Annotated in this window: 22 protein-coding genes; 13 read left to right on the top strand and 9 right to left on the bottom strand. The window is 73.5% G+C overall.

The features are described from left to right. Positions 1-11: 11 nt before the first annotated feature. Together ACFYVL_RS30680 and ACFYVL_RS30685 are read left to right on the top strand one after the other, a co-directional pair. Positions 12-1850 carry an ABC transporter transmembrane domain-containing protein gene (locus ACFYVL_RS30680; protein ID WP_389250562.1) on the top strand — a complete coding sequence of 613 codons (1839 nt, stop codon included), beginning with the start codon at positions 12-14 and terminating at the stop codon, positions 1848-1850. Beyond that, positions 1847-3661 (top strand): ABC transporter ATP-binding protein, encoded by a 1815-nt coding sequence (locus tag ACFYVL_RS30685; protein WP_389250564.1) that lies wholly within the window; start codon positions 1847-1849, stop codon positions 3659-3661. The genes ACFYVL_RS30680 and ACFYVL_RS30685 overlap by 4 nt, the downstream gene beginning before the upstream one ends. Before the next feature lie 431 nt (positions 3662-4092). Here ACFYVL_RS30685 and pip read toward each other — a convergent pair whose 3' ends face one another. The 3 genes from pip to ACFYVL_RS30700 all read right to left on the bottom strand — a co-directional run bounded on the left by pip (position 4093) and on the right by ACFYVL_RS30700 (position 7656). Further along, positions 4093-5049: a prolyl aminopeptidase gene (gene pip, locus ACFYVL_RS30690; protein ID WP_389250566.1), complete on the bottom strand. Its 957-nt coding sequence runs from the start codon at positions 5047-5049 to the stop codon at positions 4093-4095. 137 nt (positions 5050-5186) lie between these two features. Then, entirely contained in the window at positions 5187-6749 is a 1563-nt protein-coding gene (locus tag ACFYVL_RS30695; RefSeq protein ID WP_389250568.1) for a carboxylesterase/lipase family protein, read from the bottom strand. Between the two features lie 115 nt (positions 6750-6864). Next, a complete protein-coding gene (locus ACFYVL_RS30700; protein WP_389250570.1) occupies positions 6865-7656 on the bottom strand; it encodes a metal-dependent hydrolase in 792 nt (263 codons plus the stop codon). Between the two features lie 216 nt (positions 7657-7872). Between ACFYVL_RS30700 and ACFYVL_RS30705 the strand changes: the two genes are divergently transcribed. The 3 genes from ACFYVL_RS30705 (at position 7873) to ACFYVL_RS30715 (ending at position 11783) form a co-directional block, all read left to right on the top strand. Further along, positions 7873-10386 carry a DEAD/DEAH box helicase gene (locus ACFYVL_RS30705; protein WP_389250572.1) on the top strand — a complete coding sequence of 838 codons (2514 nt, stop codon included), beginning with the start codon at positions 7873-7875 and terminating at the stop codon, positions 10384-10386. Positions 10387-10476: 90 nt separating this feature from the next. Beyond that, the gene (locus ACFYVL_RS30710) at positions 10477-11349 is read left to right on the top strand and encodes an acyl-CoA thioesterase (RefSeq protein ID WP_389250574.1); all 873 of its coding nucleotides are present in this window, start codon (positions 10477-10479) and stop codon (positions 11347-11349) included. A gap of 14 nt (positions 11350-11363) precedes the next feature. Further along, on the top strand, positions 11364-11783 hold the full coding sequence (locus ACFYVL_RS30715; protein ID WP_389250697.1) for a DUF2809 domain-containing protein: 420 nt from the start codon (positions 11364-11366) through the stop codon (positions 11781-11783). Positions 11784-11887: 104 nt separating this feature from the next. Here ACFYVL_RS30715 and ACFYVL_RS30720 read toward each other — a convergent pair whose 3' ends face one another. Further along, positions 11888-12409: a MarR family winged helix-turn-helix transcriptional regulator gene (locus ACFYVL_RS30720; protein ID WP_389250576.1), complete on the bottom strand. Its 522-nt coding sequence runs from the start codon at positions 12407-12409 to the stop codon at positions 11888-11890. Positions 12410-12438: 29 nt separating this feature from the next. Then, entirely contained in the window at positions 12439-14283 is a 1845-nt protein-coding gene (gene asnB / locus ACFYVL_RS30725; RefSeq protein WP_389250578.1) for an asparagine synthase (glutamine-hydrolyzing), read from the bottom strand. Between the two features lie 230 nt (positions 14284-14513). Between asnB and ACFYVL_RS30730 the strand changes: the two genes are divergently transcribed. The 3 genes from ACFYVL_RS30730 (at position 14514) to ACFYVL_RS30740 (ending at position 16537) form a co-directional block, all read left to right on the top strand. Next, positions 14514-14966: a VOC family protein gene (locus tag ACFYVL_RS30730; protein WP_389250580.1), complete on the top strand. Its 453-nt coding sequence runs from the start codon at positions 14514-14516 to the stop codon at positions 14964-14966. 107 nt (positions 14967-15073) lie between these two features. Further along, positions 15074-15277: a hypothetical protein gene (locus ACFYVL_RS30735; protein WP_389250582.1), complete on the top strand. Its 204-nt coding sequence runs from the start codon at positions 15074-15076 to the stop codon at positions 15275-15277. A 147-nt stretch (positions 15278-15424) separates the two neighbouring features. Continuing rightward, complete coding sequence (locus ACFYVL_RS30740) at positions 15425-16537, top strand: substrate-binding domain-containing protein (protein ID WP_389250584.1); 1113 nt, start codon at positions 15425-15427, stop codon at positions 16535-16537. A gap of 63 nt (positions 16538-16600) precedes the next feature. Here the strand turns inward: ACFYVL_RS30740 and ACFYVL_RS30745 are convergent, their stop codons facing one another. Both ACFYVL_RS30745 and ACFYVL_RS30750 read right to left on the bottom strand, forming a co-directional pair. Further along, the gene (locus ACFYVL_RS30745) at positions 16601-17731 is read right to left on the bottom strand and encodes a hypothetical protein (protein WP_389250586.1); all 1131 of its coding nucleotides are present in this window, start codon (positions 17729-17731) and stop codon (positions 16601-16603) included. Positions 17732-17770: 39 nt separating this feature from the next. Continuing rightward, positions 17771-18751, bottom strand: coding sequence for a hydroxyacid dehydrogenase (locus tag ACFYVL_RS30750; protein WP_389250588.1), 981 nt, complete (start codon positions 18749-18751; stop codon positions 17771-17773). 153 nt (positions 18752-18904) lie between these two features. On the opposite strand from ACFYVL_RS30750, the gene ACFYVL_RS30755 reads away from it, so the two are divergent. Then, the gene (locus ACFYVL_RS30755; RefSeq protein ID WP_389250590.1) at positions 18905-19393 is read left to right on the top strand and encodes a glutathione peroxidase; all 489 of its coding nucleotides are present in this window, start codon (positions 18905-18907) and stop codon (positions 19391-19393) included. A 51-nt stretch (positions 19394-19444) separates the two neighbouring features. Here ACFYVL_RS30755 and ACFYVL_RS30760 read toward each other — a convergent pair whose 3' ends face one another. After that, a complete protein-coding gene (locus tag ACFYVL_RS30760) occupies positions 19445-20674 on the bottom strand; it encodes an acyl-CoA dehydrogenase family protein (protein WP_389250592.1) in 1230 nt (409 codons plus the stop codon). Between the two features lie 145 nt (positions 20675-20819). Between ACFYVL_RS30760 and ACFYVL_RS30765 the strand changes: the two genes are divergently transcribed. Then, positions 20820-21494, top strand: coding sequence for a TetR family transcriptional regulator (locus ACFYVL_RS30765; protein WP_389250594.1), 675 nt, complete (start codon positions 20820-20822; stop codon positions 21492-21494). A gap of 59 nt (positions 21495-21553) precedes the next feature. On the opposite strand, the gene def is transcribed toward ACFYVL_RS30765, so the two are convergent. Then, positions 21554-22105: a peptide deformylase gene (gene def / locus ACFYVL_RS30770; RefSeq protein WP_389250596.1), complete on the bottom strand. Its 552-nt coding sequence runs from the start codon at positions 22103-22105 to the stop codon at positions 21554-21556. Positions 22106-22277: 172 nt separating this feature from the next. Here def and ACFYVL_RS30775 point away from each other — a divergent pair, with 172 nt between their 5' ends. From ACFYVL_RS30775 to ACFYVL_RS30785, 3 genes are all read left to right on the top strand, one after another. Beyond that, entirely contained in the window at positions 22278-23516 is a 1239-nt protein-coding gene (locus tag ACFYVL_RS30775) for a MurT ligase domain-containing protein (RefSeq protein WP_389250597.1), read from the top strand. Between the two features lie 25 nt (positions 23517-23541). Next, positions 23542-24270 carry a type 1 glutamine amidotransferase gene (locus ACFYVL_RS30780; protein ID WP_389250599.1) on the top strand — a complete coding sequence of 243 codons (729 nt, stop codon included), beginning with the start codon at positions 23542-23544 and terminating at the stop codon, positions 24268-24270. Positions 24271-24413: 143 nt separating this feature from the next. Continuing rightward, positions 24414-25439, top strand: coding sequence for a 6-phosphofructokinase (locus ACFYVL_RS30785; protein WP_389250601.1), 1026 nt, complete (start codon positions 24414-24416; stop codon positions 25437-25439). Positions 25440-25559: the final 120 nt, after the last annotated feature.

Consider the following 25559-nt stretch of genomic DNA (forward strand, 5'->3'; position numbering starts at 1 on the left):
CGTAGGGCCTCATGCACATTCAAGATCTTCCGTATCCCGACCCCGGCGAACCCGACGTCCGCTCCGGGGGCCGTTTCCTGCTGTGGCTGGGCCGCAACCAGCTCGGCGGGCAGCTCAAGTCCATGTCCTGGGGCCTGCTCCACCAGATCGGGGTGGCCGGGCTGCCGCTGGCGGTCGGGCTCGCCGTGCAGGCGGTCGTCGAGGGTTCCGGCGGCCGGCTCGCGCTCGCGGCCGGGCTGCTGGCCCTCATGGGGGTGGCCCTCGCGGTCGGCGACACCATGCTGCACCGCACCGCGGTGACCAACTGGATCACCGCCGCCGCCCGGGTGCAGCAGCTGCTGGCCCGCCGCACCGCGGAGCTGGGCGCCGCCCTGACCCGGCGGGTCGCGGCGGGCGAGGTGGTCGCGGTGTCCACGGGTGACGTCGAGAAGATCGGCTGGTTCGTCGAGGCGCTGTCGCGGTTCGCCGCGGCCGTGCTCGCCCTGGTGATCGTCTGCGTCGGCCTGGTGATCTACCAGCCCGAGCTGGGCTTCGTGGTGGCGCTCGGCGTCCCGGCGCTGGCCCTCGCCGTACTGCCGCTGCTCCCCCGGGCCACCCGGCGGGCGGACGTCCAGCGCGAGAAGGCGGGCCGGGCGACCGAGCTGGCCTCCGACACGGTGGCCGGGCTGCGGGTGCTGCGCGGCATCGGCGGCGAGCAGCTGTTCCTCGGCCGCTACCGCGAGGCGTCCCAGGAAGTGCGCAGGGCCGCCGTCCGCAGCGCCCGGATGTGGGCGCTGATCGCGGCGGTGCAGGTGCTGCTGCCGGGACTGCTGCTGATCGCCGTGGTCTGGTACGGGGCGACGCTCGCCCGCGCGGGCACGGTGACGGTCGGCGAACTGGTCACCGTCTACAGCGCGGTGACGCTGCTGATGTACCCGCTGCGGCACTTCGAGGAGATCGCGATGGCGTACTCCTTCTCCAAGCCGTCGGCGAAGCGTGCGGCCCGGGTGCTCGCGCTGCGCAGGACGGCGCCGGGCGACGGGCTGGGCGCCGCACAGTCGCCGACCGGCGACCTGTACGACCCGGTGACCGGGCTGCTGGCCCCCGGTGGTGTGTTCACCGCCGTGGTGTGCGGCGACCCGGACGTGGCGGGCCGCCTGGCGGAGCGGCTCGGCGGGCATCCGGCGGGCGCGGAGGAGCCCGCGGAGGGCGCCGGGGACGAGGAGCGGGTGCGTTCCGTGCTGCTCGGCGGGGTCGCGCTCGACGAGCTGCCGCTGGACGCCGCGCGCGCCTGTGTCCTCGTGCAGGACAAGGATCCGGTGCTGCTGTCGGGCACGCTGCACGAACTGCTCGACGTACCCGCGTCGGGCCAGGTGTCGGCCGCGGACGCGCTCGCGGCGGCCCAGTGCACGGACGTGCTGGCCGCGCTGGCGCAGGCGTCGGCGCAGGGCGACGGCGACCCGATGGACACCAGGATCACCGAGCGCGGCCGGTCCCTCTCCGGCGGCCAGCGCCAGCGGCTCGCCCTGGCGCGGTCGCTGGTGACCGACCCGGAGGTACTGGTTCTGGACGAGCCGACGTCCGCCGTCGACTCGCACACCGAGGCCCGGGTGGCAGCGGGTGTCAAAAGGCTCAGGGCCGGTCGTACGACCGTGGTCCTGGCCTCCTCCCCGCTGCTGCTCGACCAGGCGGAACGCGTGGTGCTCGTCCACGAGGGCGAGGTCGTGGCGGTCGGCGAGCACCGCGAACTGCTGCACACCGAGCCGCGCTACCGGGCGGTCGTCACCCGGGAGACCGACGACGAGGCCGCCGGGCAGGACGCGGACGTCCGTGAGTGGAAGACCCTGGAAGAGATCGAGGAATCGGCATGAGCAGCGCCACGGCGGCCGGGAAGGCCGCACGCTTCGGGGTGGCGCCCCCCGCGTTCGACCCGGCGGCCCCGGAGTCGGCGACCACGCTGCCCGTCGGCAGCCCGGCGACCGTACGCGCCTACGTGGGCGACCTGACGCGACGCCACCGCACGGCGTTCGTGACGCTGATCGTGCTCAACACCCTCGCGGTGGTGGCGTCGATGGCGGGCCCCTACCTGCTGGGCGAGGTGATCGAGCGGCTGACGGCGGGGGCCGCCGAACTCCACCTGGAGCTGACGGCGGGCCTGTTCGCGGTGGCGCTGGTCGTGCAGGCCGTGTTCGTGGGCCAGACGAGGCTGCGCGGGGCGATGCTGGGCGAGGAGATGCTCGCCGACCTGCGCGAGGACTTCCTCGTACGGTCCGTGGGCCTGCCGCCGGGCGTACTGGAGCGGGCCGGCACGGGCGACCTGCTGTCGCGCATCACCACCGACATCGACCGGCTGGCGAACGCGATGCGCGAGGCGGTGCCGCAGCTGGCGATCGGCGTGGTGTGGGCCGCGCTGCTGATCGCCGGCATCTTGGTGACGGCGCCGCCGCTGGCCCTCGCGGTGGTGGTGGCGCTTCCGGTACTGGTCGTGGGCTGCCGCTGGTACTTCAAGCGGGCTCCTTCGGCGTACCGCTCGGAGGCGGCGGGGTACGCGGCGGTCGCCGCGGTGCTCGCCGAGACGGTCGACGCGGGCCGCACCATCGAGTCGCACCGGCTGGGGGCCCGGCGGGTCACCCTCTCCGAGCGGCGGATCAAGGAGTGGACCTCCTGGGAGCGCTACACGCTGTGGCTGCGCACCGTACTGTTCCCCGTCGTCAGCGCCACCCACGTCACCATCCTGTGCGCGTCGGTCCTCATCGGCGGAGTCTTCGTGCTGCAGGGCTGGATGACGGTCGGTCAGCTCGCCACCGGTTCGCTGCTCGCGCAGATGCTGGTCGATCCGGTCAACCTGATCCTGCGCTGGTACGACGAGCTCCAGGTCGCCCAGGTGTCCCTGGCGCGGCTGGTGGGCGTGCGGGACATCGAGCCCGACACCGGCGACGGGACGGTGACCCCCGACGGGCGGCGGCTGCGCTCGGACGACGTCCACTTCGGGTACCGCGCGGGCGTGGACGTCCTGCACCAGGTGTCGCTGGACGTGGCGCCCGGCACCCGGGTGGCGCTCGTCGGCCCCTCCGGGGCGGGCAAGTCCACGCTGGGACGCCTGATGGCGGGCATCTACGCCCCGCGCACCGGTGAACTGACGCTGGGCGGCGCGGAGCTGGCCGCGATGCCGGCCGAGAAGGTGCGCTCCCACGTGGCCCTGGTCAACCAGGAGCACCACGTCTTCGTGGGCTCGCTGCGGGACAACCTGCGCCTGGCCAGGACCGGCGCCGAGGACGCCGAACTGTGGGCGGCGCTGGGCGCGGTGGACGCGGACGGCTGGGCGCGCGGCCTGGACGAGGGGCTGGACACCGAGGTCGGCTCGGGCGGCTTCGCCCTCACCCCGGCGCAGGCCCAGCAGATCGCGCTGGCCAGGCTGGTCCTGGCGGACCCGCACACGCTGGTCCTGGACGAGGCGACGTCCCTGCTCGACCCGAGGGCGGCCCGGCACCTGGAGCGGTCGCTGGCCCGTGTCCTGGACGGCCGCACGGTCATCGCGATCGCGCACCGGCTGCACACGGCGCACGACGCGGACGTGATCGCGGTCGTGGAGGACGGGCGGATCGCGGAGCTGGGCAGCCATGACGAGTTGGTGGCGGCGGACGGGGCGTACGCCGCCCTCTGGCAATCCTGGCACGGCTGACCTACGCGCCCTTGGCGGGGCGGGGCCGCTTCCGTCCAGCCCCCGCCCCCCTTGGGCGGCGGGGCCGCCCCCCGGGGGCGGGACGGGCGGGCAAGGGGGGCGGCCCCCTGCGGAGCTGTGCCCCTCGCTCCCGGCCACTCCCGGCTCCCTCCCCTCGCGGCGCCGCACCGCCCCGGGCGGGCCCGCGTGGGGCGGAGCTGGAGCGGGGCAGAGTTGGCGCGGGGCGGAGCTGGGCGCGGGGCGCGGAGTGTGCGGCTCCGCCGGGGGCCGCCCCCTTGCCCGCCCGTTCCGCCCCCTTGGGGCGGCCCCGTCGCCCAAGAGGGCTGGCGGCGCACAGCCCAAGGGGGTCGGCGGCGTAGGGCCGCTGAGGGCGGGCGGTGCACAGTCCGCGGGGGACGGCGGCGTAGGGCCCGAGCGCGGGTCGGGCGGTGTCAGGGGGCGAAGCGGTTGAGGGCTTTGGCCAGGACCGCGCGCATCCCCGCACCCCCCATGTGCCCCGAGTCGTCCACGATGTGCAGCTCCACCCCCGGCCACGCCTTCGCCAGCTGCCACGCCGTGTCCGGCGGGCCGCCCAGGTCGTGGCGGCCGTGCACCAGCACCCCGGGGATCCCCGCGAGCCGGTGCGCGTCGCGGATCAGCGCTCCTTCCTCCAGCCACGCCCCGTGCGCGAAGTAGTGCGAGGCGATCCGCACCAGCGAGATCCGTCCGCGTTCCGGCCGGTCCTGGTAGGGCCTGGCCCGGGACGGGGCCGGCTCCAGGCCCAGCACCGCGTCCTCCCACGCGCACCAGTCGGCCACCGCCCGGTCCCGTACCGCCACGTCGGAACTGGACGCCCGCCGCGCGTAGGCGGCCACCGGATCGTCCCGCTCCGCCTCCGGCAGTCCGCCCAGGAAGCGTTCGTGCGCCTCGGGGAAGAACCGCCCCACTCCCCCGTACAGCCATGCCGTCTCCGAGCGGCGCGTCGTGGTGACGCTCGGGATGACGATCTCCGAGACGCGTTCGGGGAAGGCCTGCGCGTACGCCAGGATCAGCGTCGAGCCCCAGGACCCGCCGAAGAGCAACCACTTCTCGATGCCGAGGTGTTGGCGCAGTTTCTCCATGTCGGCGATCAGATGGTGCGTGGTGTTGTGCGCCATGCTCGTCGTGGGGTCGGCGACGTGCGGGGTGCTCCTGCCGCAGCCGCGCTGGTCGAACAGGACGAGCCGGTAGCGCTCGGGGTCGAAGGACTTGCGGTTGCCTGGGTTGCTGCCGGAGCCGGGGCCGCCGTGCACGACGACGGCGGGCTTGCCGTCCGGGTTGCCGGAGACCTCCCAGTGGACGCGGTTGCCGTCGCCCACGTCGAGCAGGCCCTGGTCGTACGGTTCGGGCATCGGGTACGGGAAGGGCATCGGCGGGACCTCCAGAGCGCGTCGCGGTGGGCCGGACCTCGGGCCCGGCCCACCGTAACGTCAGGCCCGCGTCGAGCGCCCCGCGGTTTTCCGGCCCGGCGCCCCGCCACCCGGCCCCAGTCCGGCACCACCCGGCCTCATTCCGGCAGCCCGTCCCAGGCCGTCCGCCGCTCCCCCGTCGGGTCCTCGGCCACCTCGGGCCGCGCCTTGAGGAGCATCACGGAGCGCTTCTCCTCGTCGTACGCGGGCCACCGGGGCCCGGCGGGAAGCTCCGGGCGGCCCCGGTGGACCATGGCGAGAACCGCGTCCTGGAGCGCCGCCGAGGCCGCCCGGTCGTCCTCGCCCATCGGCACGAAGCCGTCGGCGGGGTCGCCGCTGAGCGAGGAGAGGTCGAAGGAGGGCTCCCGGCTCCACAGGCACGGGATGTCCGCCGCGTGCGTGGGGCCCAGGACGTCGTACGGCGCGATCGGCGGCCGGTGGTCGAAGCGGTGCATCCACACCCGGCCGCCCGCCCGGACCTGGGCCTCGGCGAGCCGTACCGCCGGCATCACGAACATCGCGTCGCCCAGCAGCGTCCTGCGCGGGCTGCCGCCTACGGCCGCCCCCTCCGGTTCGAACTCCTCGTACCTGCGCAGGAGTTCGGACCAGGCGGGCCCGCCCGTCCGGTGCTCCAGCGAGCGGGTGATCGGGGTGTCGTCGCCGCCCAGGGCGAAGATGGCCATCTCGTCGCGGCAGTGGGCGACGAGCAGCGGCAGCTCGGCGACCGCGCCGCCCGCGACGGCGTCCAGCGGGACCTCGGGGACGAGGTCGCCGTCCACGACGGGCAGGAACGGGATGCCCTGGGCGCCGTCGTGCCCGCCGGTCGCCGCCAGCCCGGCGGTCGCGTCGCGCAGCGCGGCCACCGGGACGTCGCGCAGCAGGGCCGGTCGCGTCCCGGGGATGCCGAGGCGGGTCAGCAGTTCCTGCGCGGCGGCGGTGCCGGTGGCGGCGTCGTGCTGTTCGGCGGCGCCACCGCTGAGCACGACCGCGGCGTGGAAGAGCCCGCGGGCCCGCGGGACCCCGAGGAGGGTGCCCACGCTCATGCCGCCCGCGGACTCACCGACGAGGGTCACCCGCCCGGGGTCGCCGCCGAAGGCCGCGATGTTGTCCCGCACCCACTCCAGGGCGGCGACCTGGTCGCGGACGCCCGCGTTGGTGTCGGCGACGGACGGGTCAAGCCCGGCCAGGTGCAGGAAGCCCCAGGCGCTGAGCCGGTAGTTGAAGGTCACCACCACGCAGTCGCCGCGTTCGGCGAGGACCGTGCCGTCGTAGTCCTTGCCGGTGCCGAAGACGAAGCCGCCGCCGTGGATCCAGACCAGGACCGGGCGCGGGGCGCGCGGCTCGGCGGCGGGGGCGAAGACGTTCAGGTACAGGCAGTCCTCGCTGTCACCCGCGTACGGCGGTGCCGTCGGGTCGAAGCGCGGCAGCTGGACGGCGGCGGGCCCGAACTGAGCCGCCTCGCGCACCCCGTCCCAGGGCAGCGGCGCCCGGGGCCCCCGCCACCTCAGTTCGCCGACCGGGGGCTGCGCGAACGGCACGCCGAGCCAGACGTGGCTGCGGTGCCGCACGGTGCCGCGCACGGCGCCCGCCGTGGTGTGCACGACGGGGCGGTCGCTGTCCGAGGGGTCCGTGGCGGGGGCGGCCGGTTCTGTTGTTGACACGTGTCACTGCCTTTCGTGAAAGGTGCACCGACCCGAAACTACACCCGCCCCCGGCAGCCGGAAGGGGGCGGACCGCAGTCACGGACCCGCCCCCTTCCCCGCTGCCGGGGCGCCCTCAGATGTAGCCGAGCGCGGCGGCCCCGCCGACGCCCCCGGCCAGCATGAACACCGGCATCAGCACCTTGATCTCCACCCAGCTCCCGGCCCGGAAGCGGATCGCCTTCGGCGGGCCGATCGGATACCAGCGCTTGCGGCCGATCGGGATGGGCCACAGGATCGGGCAGCCCGAGACGGTCAGCGCGTCGCCGATGTCGTGCACCAGCGCGCCCAGCACGATCGGCAGGCCGAGCCACAGGTACTCCTGGCCCGGCGCGTCGAACAGCCAGCCCGCACCGTTGCCCGGCTTGTCGAGCACGCCCGCCAGGATCCAGGCGCTGGTCGCCCCCAGCAGCCACACCAGGACGTCGCTGGAGACCCGGGCGGCCCGCCACAGCAGGCCCTCCACCGCGAGCACCAGGTGGACGAAGAGGATGCCGAGGACCGCCCAGCGCCCGCCGTATATGGCCGCCGCCGAGCAGGCGGCGCCGACGCCGACCGCCCACACCCAGGTGTGGGTGAGGGTGCGGTGACCGCCGTTGCGCCGCGGGTCGCCCTTCATCCGGGTCGCCTTGTAGACGGCGTGCGAAAGTTTGTCGACGATCTCGCACAGGCCCCGGGAGACCGGGCCGAAGGCACGCGAGATCGTCGCGGACTTGTGGTCGAGGTCGGGGGCGAGCGCCGCCCCCGCGCAGATCAGTGCGCCGACGACGAGGACGGGCCAGGGCATGGGGTGCCCCCAGGCCGCCGCCCCCGCTCCCACCCCCAGCCAGGCCGCCGCCCCGGACAGAGAGTGCGCCGGTCCCATCATGGCCGTACCCGCTTCATGCTCGTTCCCGCCTCGTACTCGCGCCCGCCCCATTGCCGTGAAGTCTGCCCCGGGCGGGCGCTGTGCTTCCCATTCCCCGCACCGGACTGCCGAGTTGGCGCCGGGCCTTCGACGGGCTGACCCGCCACCCTATCCAGGATGATCTTGGCCTGGCCCTCCGGTTGCCCGATCCGTGACGACGCCAGGCAAGATGGGTGCGTGACCCTCATCGATCAGCTCCCGCCGAACGCCGACCCCGACACCCTCTTCGAGGCCTTCTCGTCCTGGGCCGAGGGGCAGGGCATCACTCTGTACCCGGCGCAGGAAGAGGCGCTGATGGAGGTGGTCACCGGTGCGAATGTGATCTTGTCCACGCCGACGGGGTCCGGGAAGAGCCTGGTCGCGGCCGGTGCGCACTTCACCGCGCTGGCCCAGGACGGGGTCACCTTCTACACCGCGCCGATCAAGGCGCTGGTGTCGGAGAAGTTCTTCGACCTCTGCAAGCTGTTCGGCACCGAGAACGTCGGCATGCTGACCGGCGACGCCTCGGTGAACGCGGACGCGCCGGTCATCGCCTGCACGGCGGAGGTGCTGGCCTCGATCGCGCTGCGCGACGGCAAGGACGCCGACATCGGCCAGGTCGTGATGGACGAGTTCCACTTCTACGCGGAGGCGGACCGCGGCTGGGCCTGGCAGATCCCGATCCTGGAGCTGCCGCAGGCGCAGTTCGTCCTGATGTCGGCGACGCTCGGCGACGTCTCGATGTTCGAGAAGGACCTCACCCGGCGCACGGGCCGGCCCACCGCGGTCGTCCGCTCGGCGACCCGCCCGGTGCCGCTCAGCTACGAGTACCGGATGACGCCGATCACCGAGACGCTCACCGAGCTGCTGGAGACCAAGCAGTCCCCGGTCTACATCGTGCACTTCACGCAGGCCGCGGCCGTCGAGCGGGCGCAGTCGCTGATGAGCATCAACATGTGCACCAAGGAGGAGAAGGAGAAGATCGCCGACCTGATCGGCAACTTCCGCTTCACCACCAAGTTCGGCCAGAACCTCTCCCGGTACGTCCGCCACGGCATCGGCGTGCACCACGCGGGCATGCTGCCCAAGTACCGCCGCCTGGTGGAGAAGCTGGCCCAGGCCGGTCTGCTGAAGGTCATCTGCGGCACCGACACCCTCGGCGTCGGCGTCAACGTCCCGATCCGCACGGTCCTCTTCACCGCACTGACCAAGTACGACGGCACGCGGGTACGCACCCTGCGCGCCCGGGAGTTCCACCAGATCGCCGGTCGCGCCGGCCGGGCGGGCTTCGACACGGCGGGCTTCGTCGTCGCGCAGGCACCCGAGCACGTCGTGGAGAACGAGAAGGCCCTGGCCAAGGCGGGCGACGACCCGAAGAAGCGCCGCAAGGTGGTCCGTAAGAAGGCCCCGGAGGGCTTCGTCGCCTGGTCGGAGTCCACCTTCGACAAGCTGATCGGCTCCGACCCCGAGCCGCTGACCAGCCGCTTCCGGGTCACCCACACCATGCTGCTGTCGGTCATCGCCCGGCCGGGCAACGCCTTCGAGGCGATGCGCCGCCTCCTGGAGGACAACCACGAGCCGCGCAAGGCGCAGCTGCGGCACATCCGCCGCGCCATCGCCATCTACCGTTCGCTGCTCGACGGCGGTGTGGTGGAGCGGCTGGACACCCCGGACGCCGAGGGCCGCATCGTGCGGCTCACCGTCGACCTCCAGCAGGACTTCGCGCTGAACCAGCCGCTGTCGACGTTCGCGCTGGCCGCCTTCGACCTGCTGGACCCCGAGTCGCCCTCGTACGCGCTCGACATGGTCTCGGTCGTCGAATCCACCCTCGACGACCCGCGGCAGATCCTGGGCGCCCAGCAGAACAAGGCGCGCGGCGAGGCCATCGGCCAGATGAAGGCCGACGGAATGGAGTACGAGGAGCGGATGGAGCGCCTCCAGGAGGTGACCTACCCCAAGCCCCTCGAAGAGCTGCTGTGGCACGCGTACAACGTGTACCGCAAGAGCCACCCGTGGGTGGGCGACCACCCGGTCTCCCCCAAGTCGGTCATCCGTGACATGTACGAACGGGCCATGACCTTCGCCGAGTTCACCTCGCACTACGAGCTGGCGCGCACCGAGGGCATCGTGCTGCGCTACCTGGCGAGCGCGTACAAGGCCCTGGAGCACACCATCCCGGACGACCTGAAGTCGGAGGACCTCGAAGACCTCATCGCGTGGCTCGGCGAGCTGGTGCGCCAGGTCGACTCCTCCCTCCTGGACGAGTGGGAGCAGCTGGCCAACCCCGAGGTGGAGACCGCCGAGCAGGCGCAGGAGAAGGCCGACCAGGTCAAGCCGGTCACGGCGAACGCGCGGGCCTTCCGGGTGCTGGTGCGCAACGCGATGTTCCGCCGCGTCGAGCTGGCCGCGCTGGACAACGTGCACGCGCTGGGCGAGATGGACGCCGACGCCGGCTGGGACGAGGACGCGTGGGGCGAGGCGATGGACGCGTACTGGGACGAGCACGACGACCTCGGTACGGGCCCGGACGCGCGCGGCCCGAAGCTGCTGATGATCGAGGAGGACCCGGCGCACGGTCTGTGGCGGGTCAGGCAGACGTTCGCGGACCCGGCGGGCGACCATGACTGGGGCATCAGCGCCGAGGTCGACCTGGCCGCGTCGGACGAGGAGGCGCGGGCGGTCGTCCGCGTCACGTCCGTCGGTCAGCTCTAGGGCGTTCTCCCGGGGGCCGGGCCGACCCGCCCGGCCCCGGTGCCCGTCCGCAGCACCCCGGTCCCCGCTCACAGAAGAGGAAGCACTCCCATGACGAACCCGGCCGAGAGACTCGTCGATCTGCTCGACCTGGAGCAGATCGAGGTCAACATCTTCCGGGGCCGCAGCCCGCAGGAGCACCTCCAGCGGGTGTTCGGCGGGCAGGTCGCGGGCCAGGCGCTGGTCGCGGCGGGCCGCACCACCGACGGCGACCGCCCGGTCCACTCCCTGCACGCGTACTTCCTGCGCCCGGGGCGCCCCGGGGTGCCGATCGTGTACCAGGTGGAGCGGGTGCGCGACGGCCGCTCCTTCACCACGCGGCGGGTCACCGCGGTCCAGGAGGGCCGCACGATCTTCAACCTGACGGCCTCCTTCCACAAGCCGGAGGAGGGCGGCATCGAGCACCAGCTGCCGCCGCGCCGCGAGGTGCCGGACCCCGAGTCGCTGCCGACGGTCGCCGAGGAGATCCGGGAGCACCTGGGCGCGCTGCCGGAGCAGCTGGAGCGGATGGCCCGCCGTCAGCCCTTCGACATCCGGTACGTGGACGGGCTGCGCTGGAGCCGCGAGGAGATCGAGGGCGCGGAGCCGCGCAGCGCGGTGTGGATGCGGGCGGTGGGCCCGCTGGGCGACGACCAGCTGGTGCACACCTGTGCGCTGGCGTACGCGTCGGACACGACGCTCCTGGACGCGGTGCGGCTGCCGGTGGAGCCGCTGTGGGGCTCGCGCAACTTCGACATCGCGTCCCTGGACCACGCGATGTGGTTCCACCGCCCCTTCCGGGCGGACGAGTGGTTCCTGTACGACCAGGAGTCGCCGATCGCGACGGGTGGCCGGGGGCTGGCGCGCGGCCGGATCTACGACCGCGAGGGCCGGCTGCTGGTGTCGGTCGTCCAGGAGGGCCTGTTCCGGAAGCTGGGCGATTGACCCGGACGCGCTGGATGCTCCCGGTGCGTGCGGGGGCGCTGGGGGCGGCGGTGCTGGTGGTCGCCGTCGCTCTCGCCGTCCGGGCCACCGCTTCGGGCGGCTTCGCCAAGTACACGGGCGACGCGCTGTACACGGTCCTGCTGCACACGCTGGTGGTGGCCGTGGCGCCGCGGGTCCGGCCCCTGGCCGCGGCCTCGCTCGCGCTCGGGGTGAGCTGGGCCGTGGAGTTCGCCCAACTCACGCCCATACCGGCGGAGTTGAGTGCCCGCAGTGGGCTGGCCCGGCTGGTGCTGGGCTCGACGTTCAACGCGCCGGACCTCTTCTGGTACGCCGTCGGGGCGGCGGCCTCGTTCGCGGCGCACCGGGCCGTGGTGCGGCGGCGCGGATCCGACGGGGCGCGGCTGTCGGGCGCGTACCCTGATCGGCCGTTGTGAGGTCCCCCGGCGTGGCGAGTCCGGCCGGGTCCGGCGCCGTGGACTCCGCGATGGAGCTCGCCGATGCGGTGAGGTATGGGTCCCGCACTCCCGCCGGGACCCCGTCAGCCGTCCTCCGCCTCCGCGAGCCTGCGCAGCACCGGCCCCAGGGCGACCACGGCGCGGGCCTGTTCGGGGTCGAGGGCGGCGAGCCGGGCGGTCAGCACCTCGGCCTCGTTGCCGGCCACGTCGGTCAGCGCGGCGACGCCCGCGGCGGTGAGCAGCACCGAGGAGGCCCGGCCGTCGGTGGGGTCGGGCTCCCGGCGCACCAGCCCCCGGGTCTCCAGGGCGGCGACGGCCGCGGTGGCGGTGGGCTGCGAGCAGGGCACCTTGGCGGCGAGTTCCCCGATGCGGGCCGGGCTGCGCTCGTAGAGCAGGGTGAGCACGATGAGCTGGGTGGGCTGGAAGCGCCCGGAGGGGGCGGCGCGGCGCAGGCTGCGCATCAGGCGGTGCAGGGCGATCACCAGGTCCCGTACGTCCGTGTCCGGTACGCCCTTTTCCGGTACGTCCGCCTCGGGCGCCTCCGTGTCCCGTGCCTGCGCACCCGCCGCGTCCGTGCCCGCCGTACCCGCCTCCGGTGCGCCCACGCCCGCCCCACCCCTCAACCAAGATCAGGTCAAGAGAGTGTCAGGGTCGGCTTGTACATGTCCAGCCAGACGGCCAGGTCCAGGGTGAGTTCGAGGCCCCGGCGGGAGGCCATGGTGTGCTGCGGGGACTCCACCTCGGCGGCCTTGCGCAGCCGTTCGGGGTCCACGATCGCGAAGACCCGGTGGGCGGGGTCGGCGAGCAGTTCCTTGGCGTGTGCCTGGAGGGCGAGTGCGTACTTGGGGTCCTGGGTGGAGGGGTAGGGGCTCTTGACCCGGTCGTAGACGGAGCGCGGCAGGACGTCGGCGGTGGCCTCGCGCAGCAGGGTCTTCTCCCGGCCGTCGAAGGACTTGAGGGCCCAGGGGGTGTTGTAGACGTACTCGACGAGGCGGTGGTCGCAGAACGGGACGCGCACCTCCAGTCCGGTGGCCATGCTGGCGCGGTCCTTGCGGTCGAGCAGGACGCGGACGAAGCGGGTCAGGTGCAGGTGGCTCATGCGGCGCATCCGGAACTCGAAGTCGCTGTCGGTGTCCAGGCGCCGGATGCCGGAGACGGCCGTGGCGTAGCTGTCGCCGATGTAGGTGCGGAGGTCGAGGGCGTCGGTGAAGTCGTGCCGCAGGACGGAGTCGTCGTCGGTGCCGAAGTGCCTGCCGGTCTGCCCGAGCCAGGGGAAGGTGCTGCCGTTCCTGGCGTCCTCGTCGAAGAACTGGAGGTAGCCGCCGAAGACCTCGTCCGCGGACTCGCCGGAGAGCGCGACCGTGGAGTGTTCGCGTATCGCCCGGAACAGGAGGTAGAGCGAGGCGTCCATGTCGCCGAAGCCCATGGGCAGGTCGCGGGCGCGGATCACCTTGGCGCGCACCTCGGGGTCGGCCAGCGCGTGCGAGTCCAGGACGATGTCCTGGTGGTCGGTGCCGGAGGCACGGGCCACGTCGTGGACGAACGGGGTGTCGGGGGTGGCGCGCAGTTCGTCCGCGACGAAGTTCTCGGTCTGGCCGACGAAGTCGACGGCGAAGCTGCGCACCCGCTCCCCGGAGACGGCGAGCTGCCGGGCGGCGAGCGCGGTCATCGCGGAGGAGTCGAGTCCGCCGGAGAGCAGGGTGCACAGGGGGACGTCCGCGACGAGCTGGCGGCGGACGATGTCGTCCATGAGGGTCCTGACACGGGCGACGGTGGTGTCGCGGTCGTCGGTGTGCTCGGCGGACTCCAGCTCCCAGTAGACGTGCCGGCGCACCCCGGTGCGGGTGACGGTGACGACGGTGCCGGGCTCGACCTCGCGCATGCCCTCCCAGACGGCGTGGCCGGGCGTCTTGACGAAGGCGAGGATCTCGCGGAACCCGTCGAGCCGGACCTCGCGGCGGGCGAGCGGGTTGGCGAGGATCGCCTTGGGTTCGGAGCCGAAGAGGACTCCGTCGGGGGTCTCGTAGTAGTAGAAGGGCTTGATGCCCATGCGGTCGCGGATCATGACGAGCTTGTGCTCGCGCTCGTCCCAGATCGCGAAGGCGTACATGCCGTTGAGGCGGCGGGCGACGTCCTCGCCCCACTCCAGGTAGCCGTGCAGCACGACCTCGGTGTCGGAGTCGGTGGTGAACGTGTGGCCGCGTGCGCCGAGTTCCGCGCGCAGTTCGGTGAAGTTGTACGTCTCCCCCGAGTAGACGATCGCGACCGTGCCGCGCGGGGTGCCGGCGGTCATCGGCTGCCGGCCGCCGGGCAGGTCGATGATGGCGAGCCGGCGGTGGCCGAGGGCCGCGGGTCCGCCGATCCAGGTGCCGCGGTCGTCCGGGCCGCGGCAGTCCATCGTCTCGGTCATGGCGTCGACGGTCCGCTGCTCGCCGCGCAGATCACGCTCGTACGAGATCCAGCCGCTGATTCCGCACATGGGTCCTCCTCCTGCGTCCGGGCCGGTCCGTGCCCACGGACCAACCAGATGTATCAGGCACCTATGTATTGAGGGTGTGTCAGCGGAGGCGGAACCGTCAACCCGCCGGGCCCCGGCGGCAGCGGCGCACGGCCGGATCTCGGCCGACTTCCGACCTGCGCCGATGGTCGGAGCACCGCCGGGACCGGGGTCGGATCCGGGGCGCCGCAGGGCTCGTGGACAATCGCCGCATGACCGAGACTTGGCCGAAACACCTTGCCGTGGGCGCCGTCCGCTTCGCCCGCCCGACTGCCCGGTACGACGACGTCCTCGCCTTCTACCGCGACGACCTCCAGCTCCCGGTGCTGGCCGCCTGGCGGGGCGACGACGGGCACGCCGGGTACGACGGGGTGGTCCTGGGCCTGCCCGGCACCCCCGTCCACATGGAGATCACCCAGCACGGCAGCCCGCCGCGCATCCCCGAACCGCACCCGGAGAACCAGTTGGTGCTGTACCTGCGCGGCCCGCAGGCGGTCGCCGCCGCGGTCACCCGGCTGCGGGACTGCGGACACGAGCCGGTGGAGGCGGCCAACCCCTACTGGACCGAGCGGGGTTCGGTGCTGTTCGCCGACCCGGACGGCTGGCTGGTCGTGCTGGCGCCGTGGGTGTTCGGCGAGGACCCGGTGCCGGCGCCGGCCGGATGACCGCACGAGCGGGGCCCCGGCGGACACGACTGCCGCCGGGGTCCAGCTCCATGACGGGACGTCATCTCGTCGCTGGTCAGCCGGGGATCAGCTGACAACGCCTGGTGGTGGCCTCGCCCACGCGCCCCCTGGCCGCCTCGGGCGACGTGCGCTGCGGGGCGCCGGCCGTGGTCCCGGTGTCGCCCGCGCCGCGCTCGCGCCGGGTGAATCCGGTGCGGCGCCGCGACCTGCTGCTCTCCCCCGCTGAGCGCGCCTTCATGGCGCTGCCGCGGGAGACCGGCGGGTGGCCGCGCGAACTTCCGCTCGCCTGAGGGGATGGGGGCCGCGGTGGGGGCGGTGGCCGGAACCGGACCGCCGGTGGCCGCGGGCGGGTGGCGGGACGGCCGTGAAGGAGGGTGCGCGGCGAACGTAGTATTCGGGGAGCATTTCGCGAGGACGCGCCGGGACCTGGGGGAACAGTGACCGCCCGAGAATTGAAGTTCCGCAAGCTGACCGCCGATCTGCGGCGCGGCATCCAGGACGGCACCTGGCCGCCCGGCAGCAAACTCCCCACCGAACGGGCCCTCGCCGCCGAGACGGGCCTGTCGGTGACGACGGTCAGACGGGCCTACGAGGACCTGGTGGCGCAGGGCATGGTCGAACGGCGCCAGGGCGCGGGCACCTTCGCCCTCGCCCGGGTGTCCGGGCTGCCGCACCACCGGCGGATGATCGGCGTCCTGGTCCCGGACACCACGTTCTACTACCCGCGTGTCATCCAGGGCATCCAGGAGGTACTCGCGGACGCGGGCGCCCAGTTCGTCCTCGCCTGCTCGCACTACGACCGCCGGGCCGAGGACGCCGCGATCACCGAGCTCCTGCTCTCCGGTGTGCACGGCCTGCTGCTGGTTCCCGGCGCGCACACCGAGGGCGACCCGGCCCGCCGCGCGGAGGAACTGCTGGCGCTGCCGGTGCCCTCGGTGCTCGTCGAGCGCCGGCTCACGGCCGCCGGTCCCGGCGACCCCACCGAGCACGTCTGCACGGACCACGAGGGCGGCGCGTACGACGCGGTCCGCCACCTGCGCACCCTGGGCCACTCCCGGCTGGGTCTGGTGGTGCGTGCCGACGGGGCGACGGCGGCCCCCATCCGCTCCGGATTCGCCCGCGCGGTGCGGGACTTCGGGCTGGAGGAGCCGGTGTACGACGCGGCCCGGCTGCAGGAGTGGAACGCGGCGAGGGCCGACGAGTCGGTGGCCGCGCTGCTGGCCGGGGGCGTCACCGGCGCCCTGTGCTCGGGCGACCGCGAGGCCGCCCTGATCCAGTCGGCCGCCCGCCGCGCGGGCCTGCGCGGGCCCGAGGACCTGGCCCTGGTCGGCTACGACAACGAATTCGCGGACGTCGCGGAGATACCCCTCACGGCCGTCTCGCCGCCCAAGTTCCAGGTGGGCCGGCTGGCCGCGCAGATCCTGCTGCGCCGCCTCGCGGAGGGCGACGCCGCCCCGCTGCACCAGGTGCAGTTGAGGCCGAAGCTGGTGGTCAGGGAGTCGTGCGGGGCACGGCTGGAGCACCTGTGGGATCCCGGGCCGGAGGGCTGAGACCGCCCGGCACCCCGGCACCCCGGCGCCCGCTTCGGCCACCGCCGGGCGTCCGGCCCGTGCTCACCTCCCGGTGAGGGCGGTGGCGATGCGCCGGGCGACCACCCGGTGGGCCACCCGCCCCGCCAGGTCCTCCAGTTCGGCCCTGGCGTCCGCGCCTTCGAGCAGCCCGAGCGCCACGACCGCGGCCTCCGCCACCTCGGGCGCCGTCGGCAGGCCGCTCGGCAGCGGAACGAGCGCGGTGTCGGTGAGCCGGCCGAGCACGGACGCGGACCCGGGGGTGGGCGGCAGCAGCGACAGCAGCCAGGCCAGTCCGCGCAGTGCCTGGGAGTTGTACGGGTCGGGGCGGCGGGCGTGGTCGACGTCGTCGCACCTGTGGCTGCGCAGCGGGAGGGGCCGGGGCTGTCCGACGAGGGACAGCCAGGCGTGGAGGCGGCGGCGGGCCTCCTGGGGGCCGACGGCGGCGAGCAGTTCACGCCCGGTGCGCGCCCATCGCGGCGAGGGGGCACGGGCGGTCCGCGGCGCCCGGTGCTCCATCAGCCGCTGCCACGCGCCGCCCCCGGCGTCCGCGGTCGCGTCCCCCGCCCGGTCCCCGGCGATGTCCGTGAGCGCCCGGTCCGCCCACGGCTCCCCCGGGTTGAGCACGGGGCCGGGCAGCGCGGCCGTCACCTGCCGCATCGCGGGTTCGGCGTGGTGGACGAGGGCGGTGCGGCGGAGCACCGCCAGGACCTCGGGGCCGGGCGTCCGTCCCGCGGCCACCTCGGCGGTGACCAGTTCCCAGTCGCGGTTGCCGGTCGCGATCACGAACTGGCCGCCGAGGGCGCGCAGCCGGGCCTGCCGTTCGGCGGCGAGGAGTCCGGGGTCGAGCCCCCGGACGACGCCGCTCGCCACCACCAGCAGCTCGGCGCGCACGTGGCCGGCGGGGCGCCGGTAGTCCTCGAAGACGTGCGGGCCCTCGTCCCGGAGCGTCGGCAGCAGGTCCGCCCAGATCCGGCCGAGTGCGCGCCGGTCCGGGTCGGGGAGCGCGCGCAGCAGCTCCATGTTCGCCTCGCCGGGGCCCGTCATCGCCCCGTTGCGGCAGGCGGCCCTCAGCACCGCGTCCGCGAGTCCGGGCAGGTCGCGGCGCGCGATCAGGTCCCGGTACCCGGCGGCCTGTTCGGCCAGGACGCCGGGGTCGCTCAGCCATCTGCTCATGGTCACGAGCGTAGGAGGCGGCACTGACAACGGCCCCGGTCAGGCGATCCGGGGCAGGTCCTCGGCCCGTACCTCGCCGAGCAGCGCCTCCCCCGCCACGAACCTCCGCGCCTCCTCGACCGCGAACTCCCCCAGCAGCCGTACCTCGGTGCCCATGGCGCCCGCGATGTGCGGGGTGACCAGGACGTTGGGGAGGGCGAGCAGCGGGTGCCCCGGCGGCAGCGGCTCGGGATCGGTGACGTCGAGGACGGCGTCGATGCGGCCGCTCGCGCAGTGCTCGGTCAGTGCGCGGGTGTCGACGAGTCCGCCGCGTGCGGTGTTGATCAGAACGGCGCCGTCGGGCAGCAGGGCGAGTGTCCGCGCGTCCAGGAGGTGCCGGGTGGCGGGCAGCAGGGGTGCGTGCAGGGTGACGATGTCCGACCGGCTCAACAGGGCGTCCAGGGCGAGGGGTTCGGCGCCGAGGGCGGCGGCCTCGCCCGGCGGGAGGTACGGGTCGTGCACCACGGTGCGCACCCCCGTGGCCGCCAGCCGCTCCAGGACCAGCCGCCCGGTGCGCGACGCCCCGACCACCCCCACGGTGCGGGCCACGAGTCCGGTGTGCGGGCTGACGGTCAGGTCCTGCGGCTGCCCGGCCCGGTAGTCGCCGGCCAGGCGGAACGCGCGTTTGGCGGCGAGCCGGATCGCGGAGAGGGTGTAGTCCGCCACCGGGACGGCGTTGGCCGCCGCCGCCGAGGAGACGGTGATCCCGCGGGCCCACACCTCGGGTGCGAGGAGCTGCTTGACGGAGCCCGCCGCGTGCAGGACGGCCCGCAGCCGGGGAGCCCCGGCCAGCAGCGCGGCGTCGACGACCGGGCACCCCCAGCCGGTGATCAGCAGGTCGGCCTCGGACCGGGTGTCCGTCAGGTCGCAGAACTCCCCCAGCCGCCGGCGCAGGTCGGCCGGCAGGGCCAGTTCCGCGACCTCGGGGCGCATGGCGATCAGGGCGGCGGGACGGCGGGGCGCAGTGGTCACGGTGCCCATGGTGGAAGATCCGGGGGGAAGCATTCAACACTCAATCCGAGAGCCCCCGCGCCGCTTCCCGGCCACCGGCCCACGACCGGACACCGCCGGTGGGAGTTAGCCTGCGGTCCCGGGGCACGTGATGCACCCGAGCAACCGAGGAGGACACAGCGCATGAGCCTGTACGAGATCCCGCTGCGCACCCTGGACGGCGAGCCGACCAGCCTGGCCGCCCACAGGGGCAAGGCGGTGCTGATCGTGAACGTCGCGTCCAAGTGCGGACTGACGCCGCAGTACGCGGGCCTGGAGGAGCTCCAGAAGACCTATGCCGACCGGGGCTTCACCGTGCTCGGCGTGCCGTGCAACCAGTTCGCGGGCCAGGAGCCGGGAAGCGCGGAGGAGATCGCCACCTTCTGCTCGGCGAGCTACGGGGTGACCTTCCCGCTGCTGGAGAAGATCGAGGTCAACGGCGAGCACCGGCACCCGCTGTACACGGAGCTGACCGCGTTCGCGGACGCGGAGGGTGCGGCCGGGGACGTCCAGTGGAACTTCGAGAAGTTCCTGCTCTCCCCGGCGGGCGAGGTGGTGGGCCGGTTCCGCCCGCGTACGGAGCCCGGTGACACGGTCGTCGTGGCGGCGATCGAGGCCAGTCTGCCGGCCTGAGCCGCGGCGCCGGCGGGACCGGGCCGGTGCCCGGTCCCGCCGTCCGGTCCGCTAGCGGATCGGCATGCCCGACAGCGTCCGGGCGATGACCAGGCGCTGGATCTCGCTGGTGCCCTCGAAGATCGTGTAGATCGCGCTGTCCCTGTGCATCCGCTCCACCGGGTACTCGCGGGTGTAGCCGTTGCCGCCGAGGATCTGGACGGCCTGGGCCGTCACCTTCTTGGAGACCTCGCTCGCGTACAGCTTCGACATCGAGCCCTCGGCCGCCGTGAACGGCTTGCCGGAGACGGCCATCCAGGACGCCCGCCACACCAGGAGGCGCGCCGCGTCGATCTGGGTGCGCATGTCGGCGAGCTGGAAGGCGATGCCCTGGTTGTCGATGATCGGGCGGCCGAACTGTTCACGGGTCTTGGCGTAGTCGAGCGCGACCTCGTACGCGGCCCTGGCCGTGCCCACGGCCATCGCGCCGACCGCCGGGCGGGACGCCTCGAAGGTGGCCATCGCCGCGTTCTTCACGCGCTCGCCGCCGCCCTTCGCGGCCCGCTCGCGGGCGCGGGCGAGCCGCTCGTCCAGCTTGTCCTTGCCGCCGAGCAGGCAGGAGCCCGGAATCCGCGCGTCCTCCAGGACGACCTCCGCCGTGTGCGAGGCCCGGATGCCGTGCTTCTTGAACTTCTGCCCCTGCGAGAGGCCGGGGGTGTTCGGCGGGACGATGAAGGAGGCGTGGCCCTTCGAACCGAGCGCGGGGTCCACACAGGCGACGACCACGTGGACATTGGCGATGCCGCCGTTGGTCGCCCAGGTCTTGGTGCCGTTGAGCACCCACTCGTCCTTGGCCTCGTCGTAGACGGCCCTGGTCCGCATCGACGCGACGTCGGAGCCCGCGTCCGGCTCGGAGGAGCAGAAGGCGGCCACCTTGACGTCGTTGGCGTCGCCGTACATCTGGGGTATCCAGGTGCCGATCTGCTCCTCGGTGCCGTTGGCGAGGACGCCGACCGCCGCGAGGCCGGTCCCCACGATGGACAGCCCGATACCCGCATCGCCCCAGAACAGTTCCTCCATAGCCATGGGGATGCCGAGCCCCGTAGGGTCGAAGTACTGCTGGGCGTAGAAGTCGAGCGAGTAGATTCCGAGCTTGGCCGCCTCCTGGATCACCGGCCAGGGCGTTTCCTCACGCTCGTCCCATTCCGCGGCGGCGGGGCGCATCACATCGGCGGCGAAACCGTGGATCCAGTCGCGGACCTGCTTCTGGTCGTCGTTGAGATCGAGCGTGAACTCGGTCATGTCCCCTCCAGCGCGTGCACGTTACTTGCGGTAACCCCGAGTCTGTTACTCATGAGTAGCCCCTGTCAACAGGTCGCCCCCGACGGGCAGTGTTACGTTGCGCGGGCGTCACGGAACGGAATCGCTTGGGCGGGGAGAGCACACGATGGAGACCACACAGCAGGCCACGCAGCAGGGCGGGCAGGCCGCCGCGCAGCGTTCGTCCGCCGAGACGCGGCGCCGCGAACTGCTCGAAGCGGCGGACCGGGTGGTGCTCCGGGACGGACCGCAGGCCTCGATGAACGCCATAGCGGCCGAGGCCGGCATCACCAAGCCGATCCTCTACCGGCACTTCGGCGACAAGGGCGGCCTGTACCGCGCCCTCGCCAAGCGGCACACCGACGCCCTGCTCGCCGCCCTGCGCGCGGCGCTGGACGCGCCCGCCGAGCGCCGTGAGCGGGTGGAGCGCACGCTCGACACCTATCTCGCCGCGATCGAGGCCCGCCCTCAGGTCTACCGCTTCCTGATGCACCCGGCCGAGGACGCCGCCGCACCGCAGCCCGAGCAGGGCTTCGACGTGGGCCGGCACTCCGCGCCGCTGCTGCGCAGGATGGGCGAGGAGCTGGCCGAGGTGATCGCCGAGCGCGTGGACCTCGGCCCCGGCGGCGAGCAGCTGGCCCGGGTCTGGGGCCACGGCATCGTCGGCATGATGCACGCGGCCGGCGACTGGTGGCTCGGTGAACGCCCCTGCCCGCGCGCGGCGTTGGTGAGCAGCCTCGCCGACCTGCTGTGGGGCAGGCTGGCCGCGGCGGGCGACCGTCCGGGCGGCCCCGGCTTCTGAACCGCCCCGGACACCGGCGCCCGCCCCGGACACCGGCTCCCGGGCCGGCCGCACCGGTGTCAGGCGTCCCTGCCGCTCCCCCACGGCGTCCGGGACGCCCGGCGCAGCACCCTGGCCCTGCGCCACCCGGTGAGCCGGTCGGTGTAGACGAGCCCGTCGAGGTGGTCGCACTCGTGCTGGAGACAGCGGGCGAAGAAGCCGGTCCCGGTGACCGTCACCGGCTCGCCCGTCATCGTGAACCCCTCCACCACCGCGTGGTCGAAGCGCGGGGTGCCCGCCTCCAGGCCCGGCAGCGAGAGGCAGCCCTCCGGGCCGCGGACGAGCGGACCGTCGGCCTCCACCAGCCGCGGGTTGACGACGTGGCCGAGGTGGCGGACGTCCTCGTCGTCGGGGCAGTCGTAGACGAACACCCGCAGGGACTCGCCGACCTGGCTGGCGGCCAGGCCCACGCCCTGGGCCGCGTACATCGTGGCGAACATGTCCTCGACGAGCCGGGCGAGGTCCGGGCCGAAGTCGGTCACCGTCTCGCAGGGCGCGTGCAGGACCCGCGCACCGAGCAGGGTCATCGCGCGTACGGTGCCGGAACTGCCGGGAATGGGGCGGTGTCGCATGGGCGCAAGAGTACGTTCACCGCCGCGTCCCGTACCGTCGACCCTGGTCGGCGCCCTCCCCCACGGGTGCCGCGGTTCGGGCACACCACATGACCTCGATAGGCTGAGCCCGGACTGTTGACCGGTGGACCTGGGGCAAGTGCGGCGCCGGATGCAAGGAGGATCAGTGACGATGGCAGGCAACACGGAGCCGTTGTCGCCGCGGGCCAAGCTGGCCGTGACGGCAGGCAAGGCCGCGGCGGCGGTGTCCCGCGCCGCGGGGCGCGGCAGCGGCTCGGTGATCGGCGGAAAGGTCGCGCTCAAGCTCGACCCGGACCTGCTGGGACGACTCGCGAACCACCTGGACGTGGTGCTTGTCTCGGCGACCAACGGCAAGACGACGACGACCCGGCTGATCGCGGAGGCCCTGCGGGCCAGCGGCCCGGTCGTCTCCAACGCGCTCGGCGCCAACATGCCGGCGGGCATCACGTCCGCCCTGGCGGGCGGCTCGGACGCGAGGTACGGCGTGATCGAGGTCGACGAGAAGTACCTCGCCGGGGTGGCGCGCGACGTGACGCCCAAGGCGATCGCGCTGCTCAACCTCTCCCGCGACCAGCTCGACCGGGCCGCCGAGACGCGGATGCTGGCCGAGAAGTGGCGCGAGGGCCTGGCCGGTTCCAAGGCCGTCGTCATCGCGAACGCGGACGACCCGCTGATCGTGTGGGCGGCCTCCTCCTCGCCGAACGTGGTGTGGGTGGCGGCGGGCCAGGAGTGGAAGGACGACGCCTGGTCGTGCCCCTCCTGCGGCGGTGTGATGCAGCGTCCCGGCGACGACTGGTTCTGCGGCGAGTGCGGTTTCCGCCGCCCGACGCCGAGCTGGGTGCTCTCCGGCGACCACGTCCTGGACCCGCACGGTTCCGCCTGGCCGATCCACCTCCAGCTGCCCGGCCGCGCCAACAAGGCGAACGCGGCCACCTCGGCCGCCGTCGCGGCGACCTTCGGGGTGCCCCCGCAGGTGGCGCTGGAGCGCATGTACCAGGTACAGGCCGTGGCCGGCCGGTACGACATCGTCCAGTTCCAGGGCCGCGAGCTGCGGCTGCTGCTCGCGAAGAACCCGGCCGGCTGGCTGGAGACGTTCTCGCTGATCAACCCGCCGCCCACGCCGGTGATCCTGTCCGTCAACGCCCGCGGCGCCGACGGCACCGACACCTCCTGGCTGTGGGACGTCGACTACACCCGGCTCGCCGGTCACCCGATCTTCGTGCTCGGCGACCGCAAGCTCGACCTGGCGGTCCGGCTCGAAGTCGCGGGCCTGGACTTCCGGGTGTGCGAGACCGTGGACGAGGCCGTGCAGATGGCACCGCCCGGCCTGATCGAGACGATCGCCAACTACACCGCCTTCCAGGACCTCCGCCGCCGCGTCGGCAACTGACAGAAACCGCAGGGACATGACTCGAATGAACGACAGCAGTCTGCGGCTGGTCTGGATCTACCCGGACCTCCTCAGCACGTACGGCGACCAGGGCAACGCCCTCGTCGTCGAGCGCCGGGCCCGGCAGCGCGGCCTCGACGTGCAGCGCGTGGACGTCCGCAGCGACCAGCCCGTCCCCACCTCGGGCGACATCTACCTGATCGGCGGCGGCGAGGACCGGCCGCAGCGGCTGGCCGCCGAGCGGCTGCGCAAGGACGGCGGCCTCAGCCGGGCCGTCTCCAACGGCGCGATCGTCTTCTCGGTGTGCGCCGGGTACCAGATCCTCGGGCACGAGTTCATCAACGACCTCGGCCAGCGCGAGCAGGGCCTGGGCCTGCTCGACGTGGTCTCCACGCGCGGCGAGGGCGAACGCTGCGTCGGCGACGTGCTCGCCGACATCGACGGCCCGCTGAACCTCCCGCAGCTCACCGGCTTCGAGAACCACCAGGGCATCACCCACCTCGGCCCCACCGCCCGCCCCTTCGCCCGCACCCGTCTGGGCAAGGGCAACGGCACCGGCGACGGCACCGAGGGCGCGTACAACGACACCGTCTTCGGCACGTACATGCACGGCCCCGTGCTGGCCCGCAACCCGCTGATCGCGGACCACCTGCTGAAGCTGGCCCTCGACGTGAACGCGCTGCCGCCGACCGACGACCGCTGGTACGAGGCGCTGCGCGCCGAGCGCATCGCCAGCGCCACGCAGCCCGCCTGACGGCCCGTCCGACGCTCTCCCGCAGGGGCGTCCAACTGTCGGACGCCCGGTTCGGTCCCGTCACCAGACGCTTGTAGGGTGACGGGACCCGCCCGGACGACGTGGTCCGGTCATTCGGCCCACGTTGCAAAGGTTTTCGCGCCATGCGCATTGGTGTCCTCACCTCCGGCGGCGACTGCCCCGGCCTGAACGCCGTCATCCGCTCCGTCGTCCACCGTGCCGTCGTCGACCACGGCGACGAGGTCATCGGCTTCCACGACGGATGGCGCGGCCTCCTCGAATGCGACTACCGCCCGCTGGACCTGGAGGCCGTGAACGGCATCCTGGCGCGCGGCGGCACCATCCTCGGCTCCTCCCGCGTCCAGCCCGCGCACCTGCGCGGCGGCGTGGAGACGGCCCGCGGCCACGTGGCCGACCTGGGCCTCGACGCGATCATCCCGATCGGCGGCGAGGGCACCCTCAAGGCGGCGCACCTGCTCTCCGAGGCGGGCCTGCCGATCGTCGGCGTACCGAAGACCATCGACAACGACATCGCGTCCACCGACGTCACCTTCGGCTTCGACACCGCGGTCGGCGTGGCCACCGAGGCGCTGGACCGGCTGAAGACCACCGCGGAGTCCCACCAGCGCGTGCTGATCGTCGAGGTCATGGGCCGGCACACCGGCTGGATCGCGCTGCACTCCGGCATGGCGGCGGGCGCGCACGCCATCGTCGTCCCCGAGCGCCCGTTCGACATCGGTGAGCTGACCGAGCTGGTCGGCAAGCGGTTCTCGGCGGGCAAGAAGTTCGCCATCGTGGTCGTCGCGGAGGGCGCGAAGCCGCGCGAGGGCTCGATGGAGTTCGACATCGGCAAGAAGGACCAGTACGGGCACGAGCGCTTCGTCGGCGTCGCCAACCAGCTCGCCATCGAGCTGGAGGAGCGGCTGAACAAGGAGGCCCGCCCGGTGATCCTCGGCCACGTGCAGCGCGGCGGGACGCCGACCGCCTACGACCGGGTGCTGGCGACCCGGTTCGGCTGGCACGCGGTGGAGGCGGCGCACCGCGGCGAGTTCGGCATGATGACGGCGCTGCGCGGCACGGCCATCGAGATGGTGCCGCTGGCGAACGCGGTCGCCGAGCTGAAGACGGTCCCCGCCGAGCGGTACGCGGAAGCGGAATGCGTGCTGTGAGTGCCCGTGTGCGCCGCGCGGCGCACGCTCCGGCGGCCCGTGCGCGGTGCGCGACGGCCGTACGGAGCCCGTTGTCCGTCTGACGGACCGCCCCCGGTCGCCGACGCGGCCGGGGGCAGT

The organism is Streptomyces sp. NPDC004111, assembly GCF_042874215.1.
Lineage (GTDB): Bacteria > Actinomycetota > Actinomycetes > Streptomycetales > Streptomycetaceae > Streptomyces.

Bases quoted from the DNA above. Each gene is read 5' to 3' on its own strand.
- ACFYVL_RS30680 (WP_389250562.1), top strand. From the start codon at position 12: ATGCACATTCAAGATCTTCCGTATCCCGACCCCGGCGAACCCGACGTC.
- ACFYVL_RS30685 (WP_389250564.1), top strand. From the start codon at position 1,847: ATGAGCAGCGCCACGGCGGCCGGGAAGGCCGCACGCTTCGGGGTGGCG.
- pip (WP_389250566.1), bottom strand. From the start codon at position 5,049: ATGCCCTTCCCGTACCCGATGCCCGAACCGTACGACCAGGGCCTGCTC.
- ACFYVL_RS30700 (WP_389250570.1), bottom strand. From the start codon at position 7,656: ATGATGGGACCGGCGCACTCTCTGTCCGGGGCGGCGGCCTGGCTGGGG.
- ACFYVL_RS30710 (WP_389250574.1), top strand. From the start codon at position 10,477: ATGACGAACCCGGCCGAGAGACTCGTCGATCTGCTCGACCTGGAGCAG.
- ACFYVL_RS30715 (WP_389250697.1), top strand. From the start codon at position 11,364: ATGCTCCCGGTGCGTGCGGGGGCGCTGGGGGCGGCGGTGCTGGTGGTC.
- asnB (WP_389250578.1), bottom strand. From the start codon at position 14,283: ATGTGCGGAATCAGCGGCTGGATCTCGTACGAGCGTGATCTGCGCGGC.
- ACFYVL_RS30730 (WP_389250580.1), top strand. From the start codon at position 14,514: ATGACCGAGACTTGGCCGAAACACCTTGCCGTGGGCGCCGTCCGCTTC.
- ACFYVL_RS30745 (WP_389250586.1), bottom strand. From the start codon at position 17,731: ATGAGCAGATGGCTGAGCGACCCCGGCGTCCTGGCCGAACAGGCCGCC.
- ACFYVL_RS30750 (WP_389250588.1), bottom strand. From the start codon at position 18,751: ATGGGCACCGTGACCACTGCGCCCCGCCGTCCCGCCGCCCTGATCGCC.
- ACFYVL_RS30755 (WP_389250590.1), top strand. From the start codon at position 18,905: ATGAGCCTGTACGAGATCCCGCTGCGCACCCTGGACGGCGAGCCGACC.
- ACFYVL_RS30760 (WP_389250592.1), bottom strand. From the start codon at position 20,674: ATGACCGAGTTCACGCTCGATCTCAACGACGACCAGAAGCAGGTCCGC.
- ACFYVL_RS30765 (WP_389250594.1), top strand. From the start codon at position 20,820: ATGGAGACCACACAGCAGGCCACGCAGCAGGGCGGGCAGGCCGCCGCG.
- def (WP_389250596.1), bottom strand. From the start codon at position 22,105: ATGCGACACCGCCCCATTCCCGGCAGTTCCGGCACCGTACGCGCGATG.
- ACFYVL_RS30775 (WP_389250597.1), top strand. From the start codon at position 22,278: ATGGCAGGCAACACGGAGCCGTTGTCGCCGCGGGCCAAGCTGGCCGTG.
- ACFYVL_RS30780 (WP_389250599.1), top strand. From the start codon at position 23,542: ATGAACGACAGCAGTCTGCGGCTGGTCTGGATCTACCCGGACCTCCTC.
- ACFYVL_RS30785 (WP_389250601.1), top strand. From the start codon at position 24,414: ATGCGCATTGGTGTCCTCACCTCCGGCGGCGACTGCCCCGGCCTGAAC.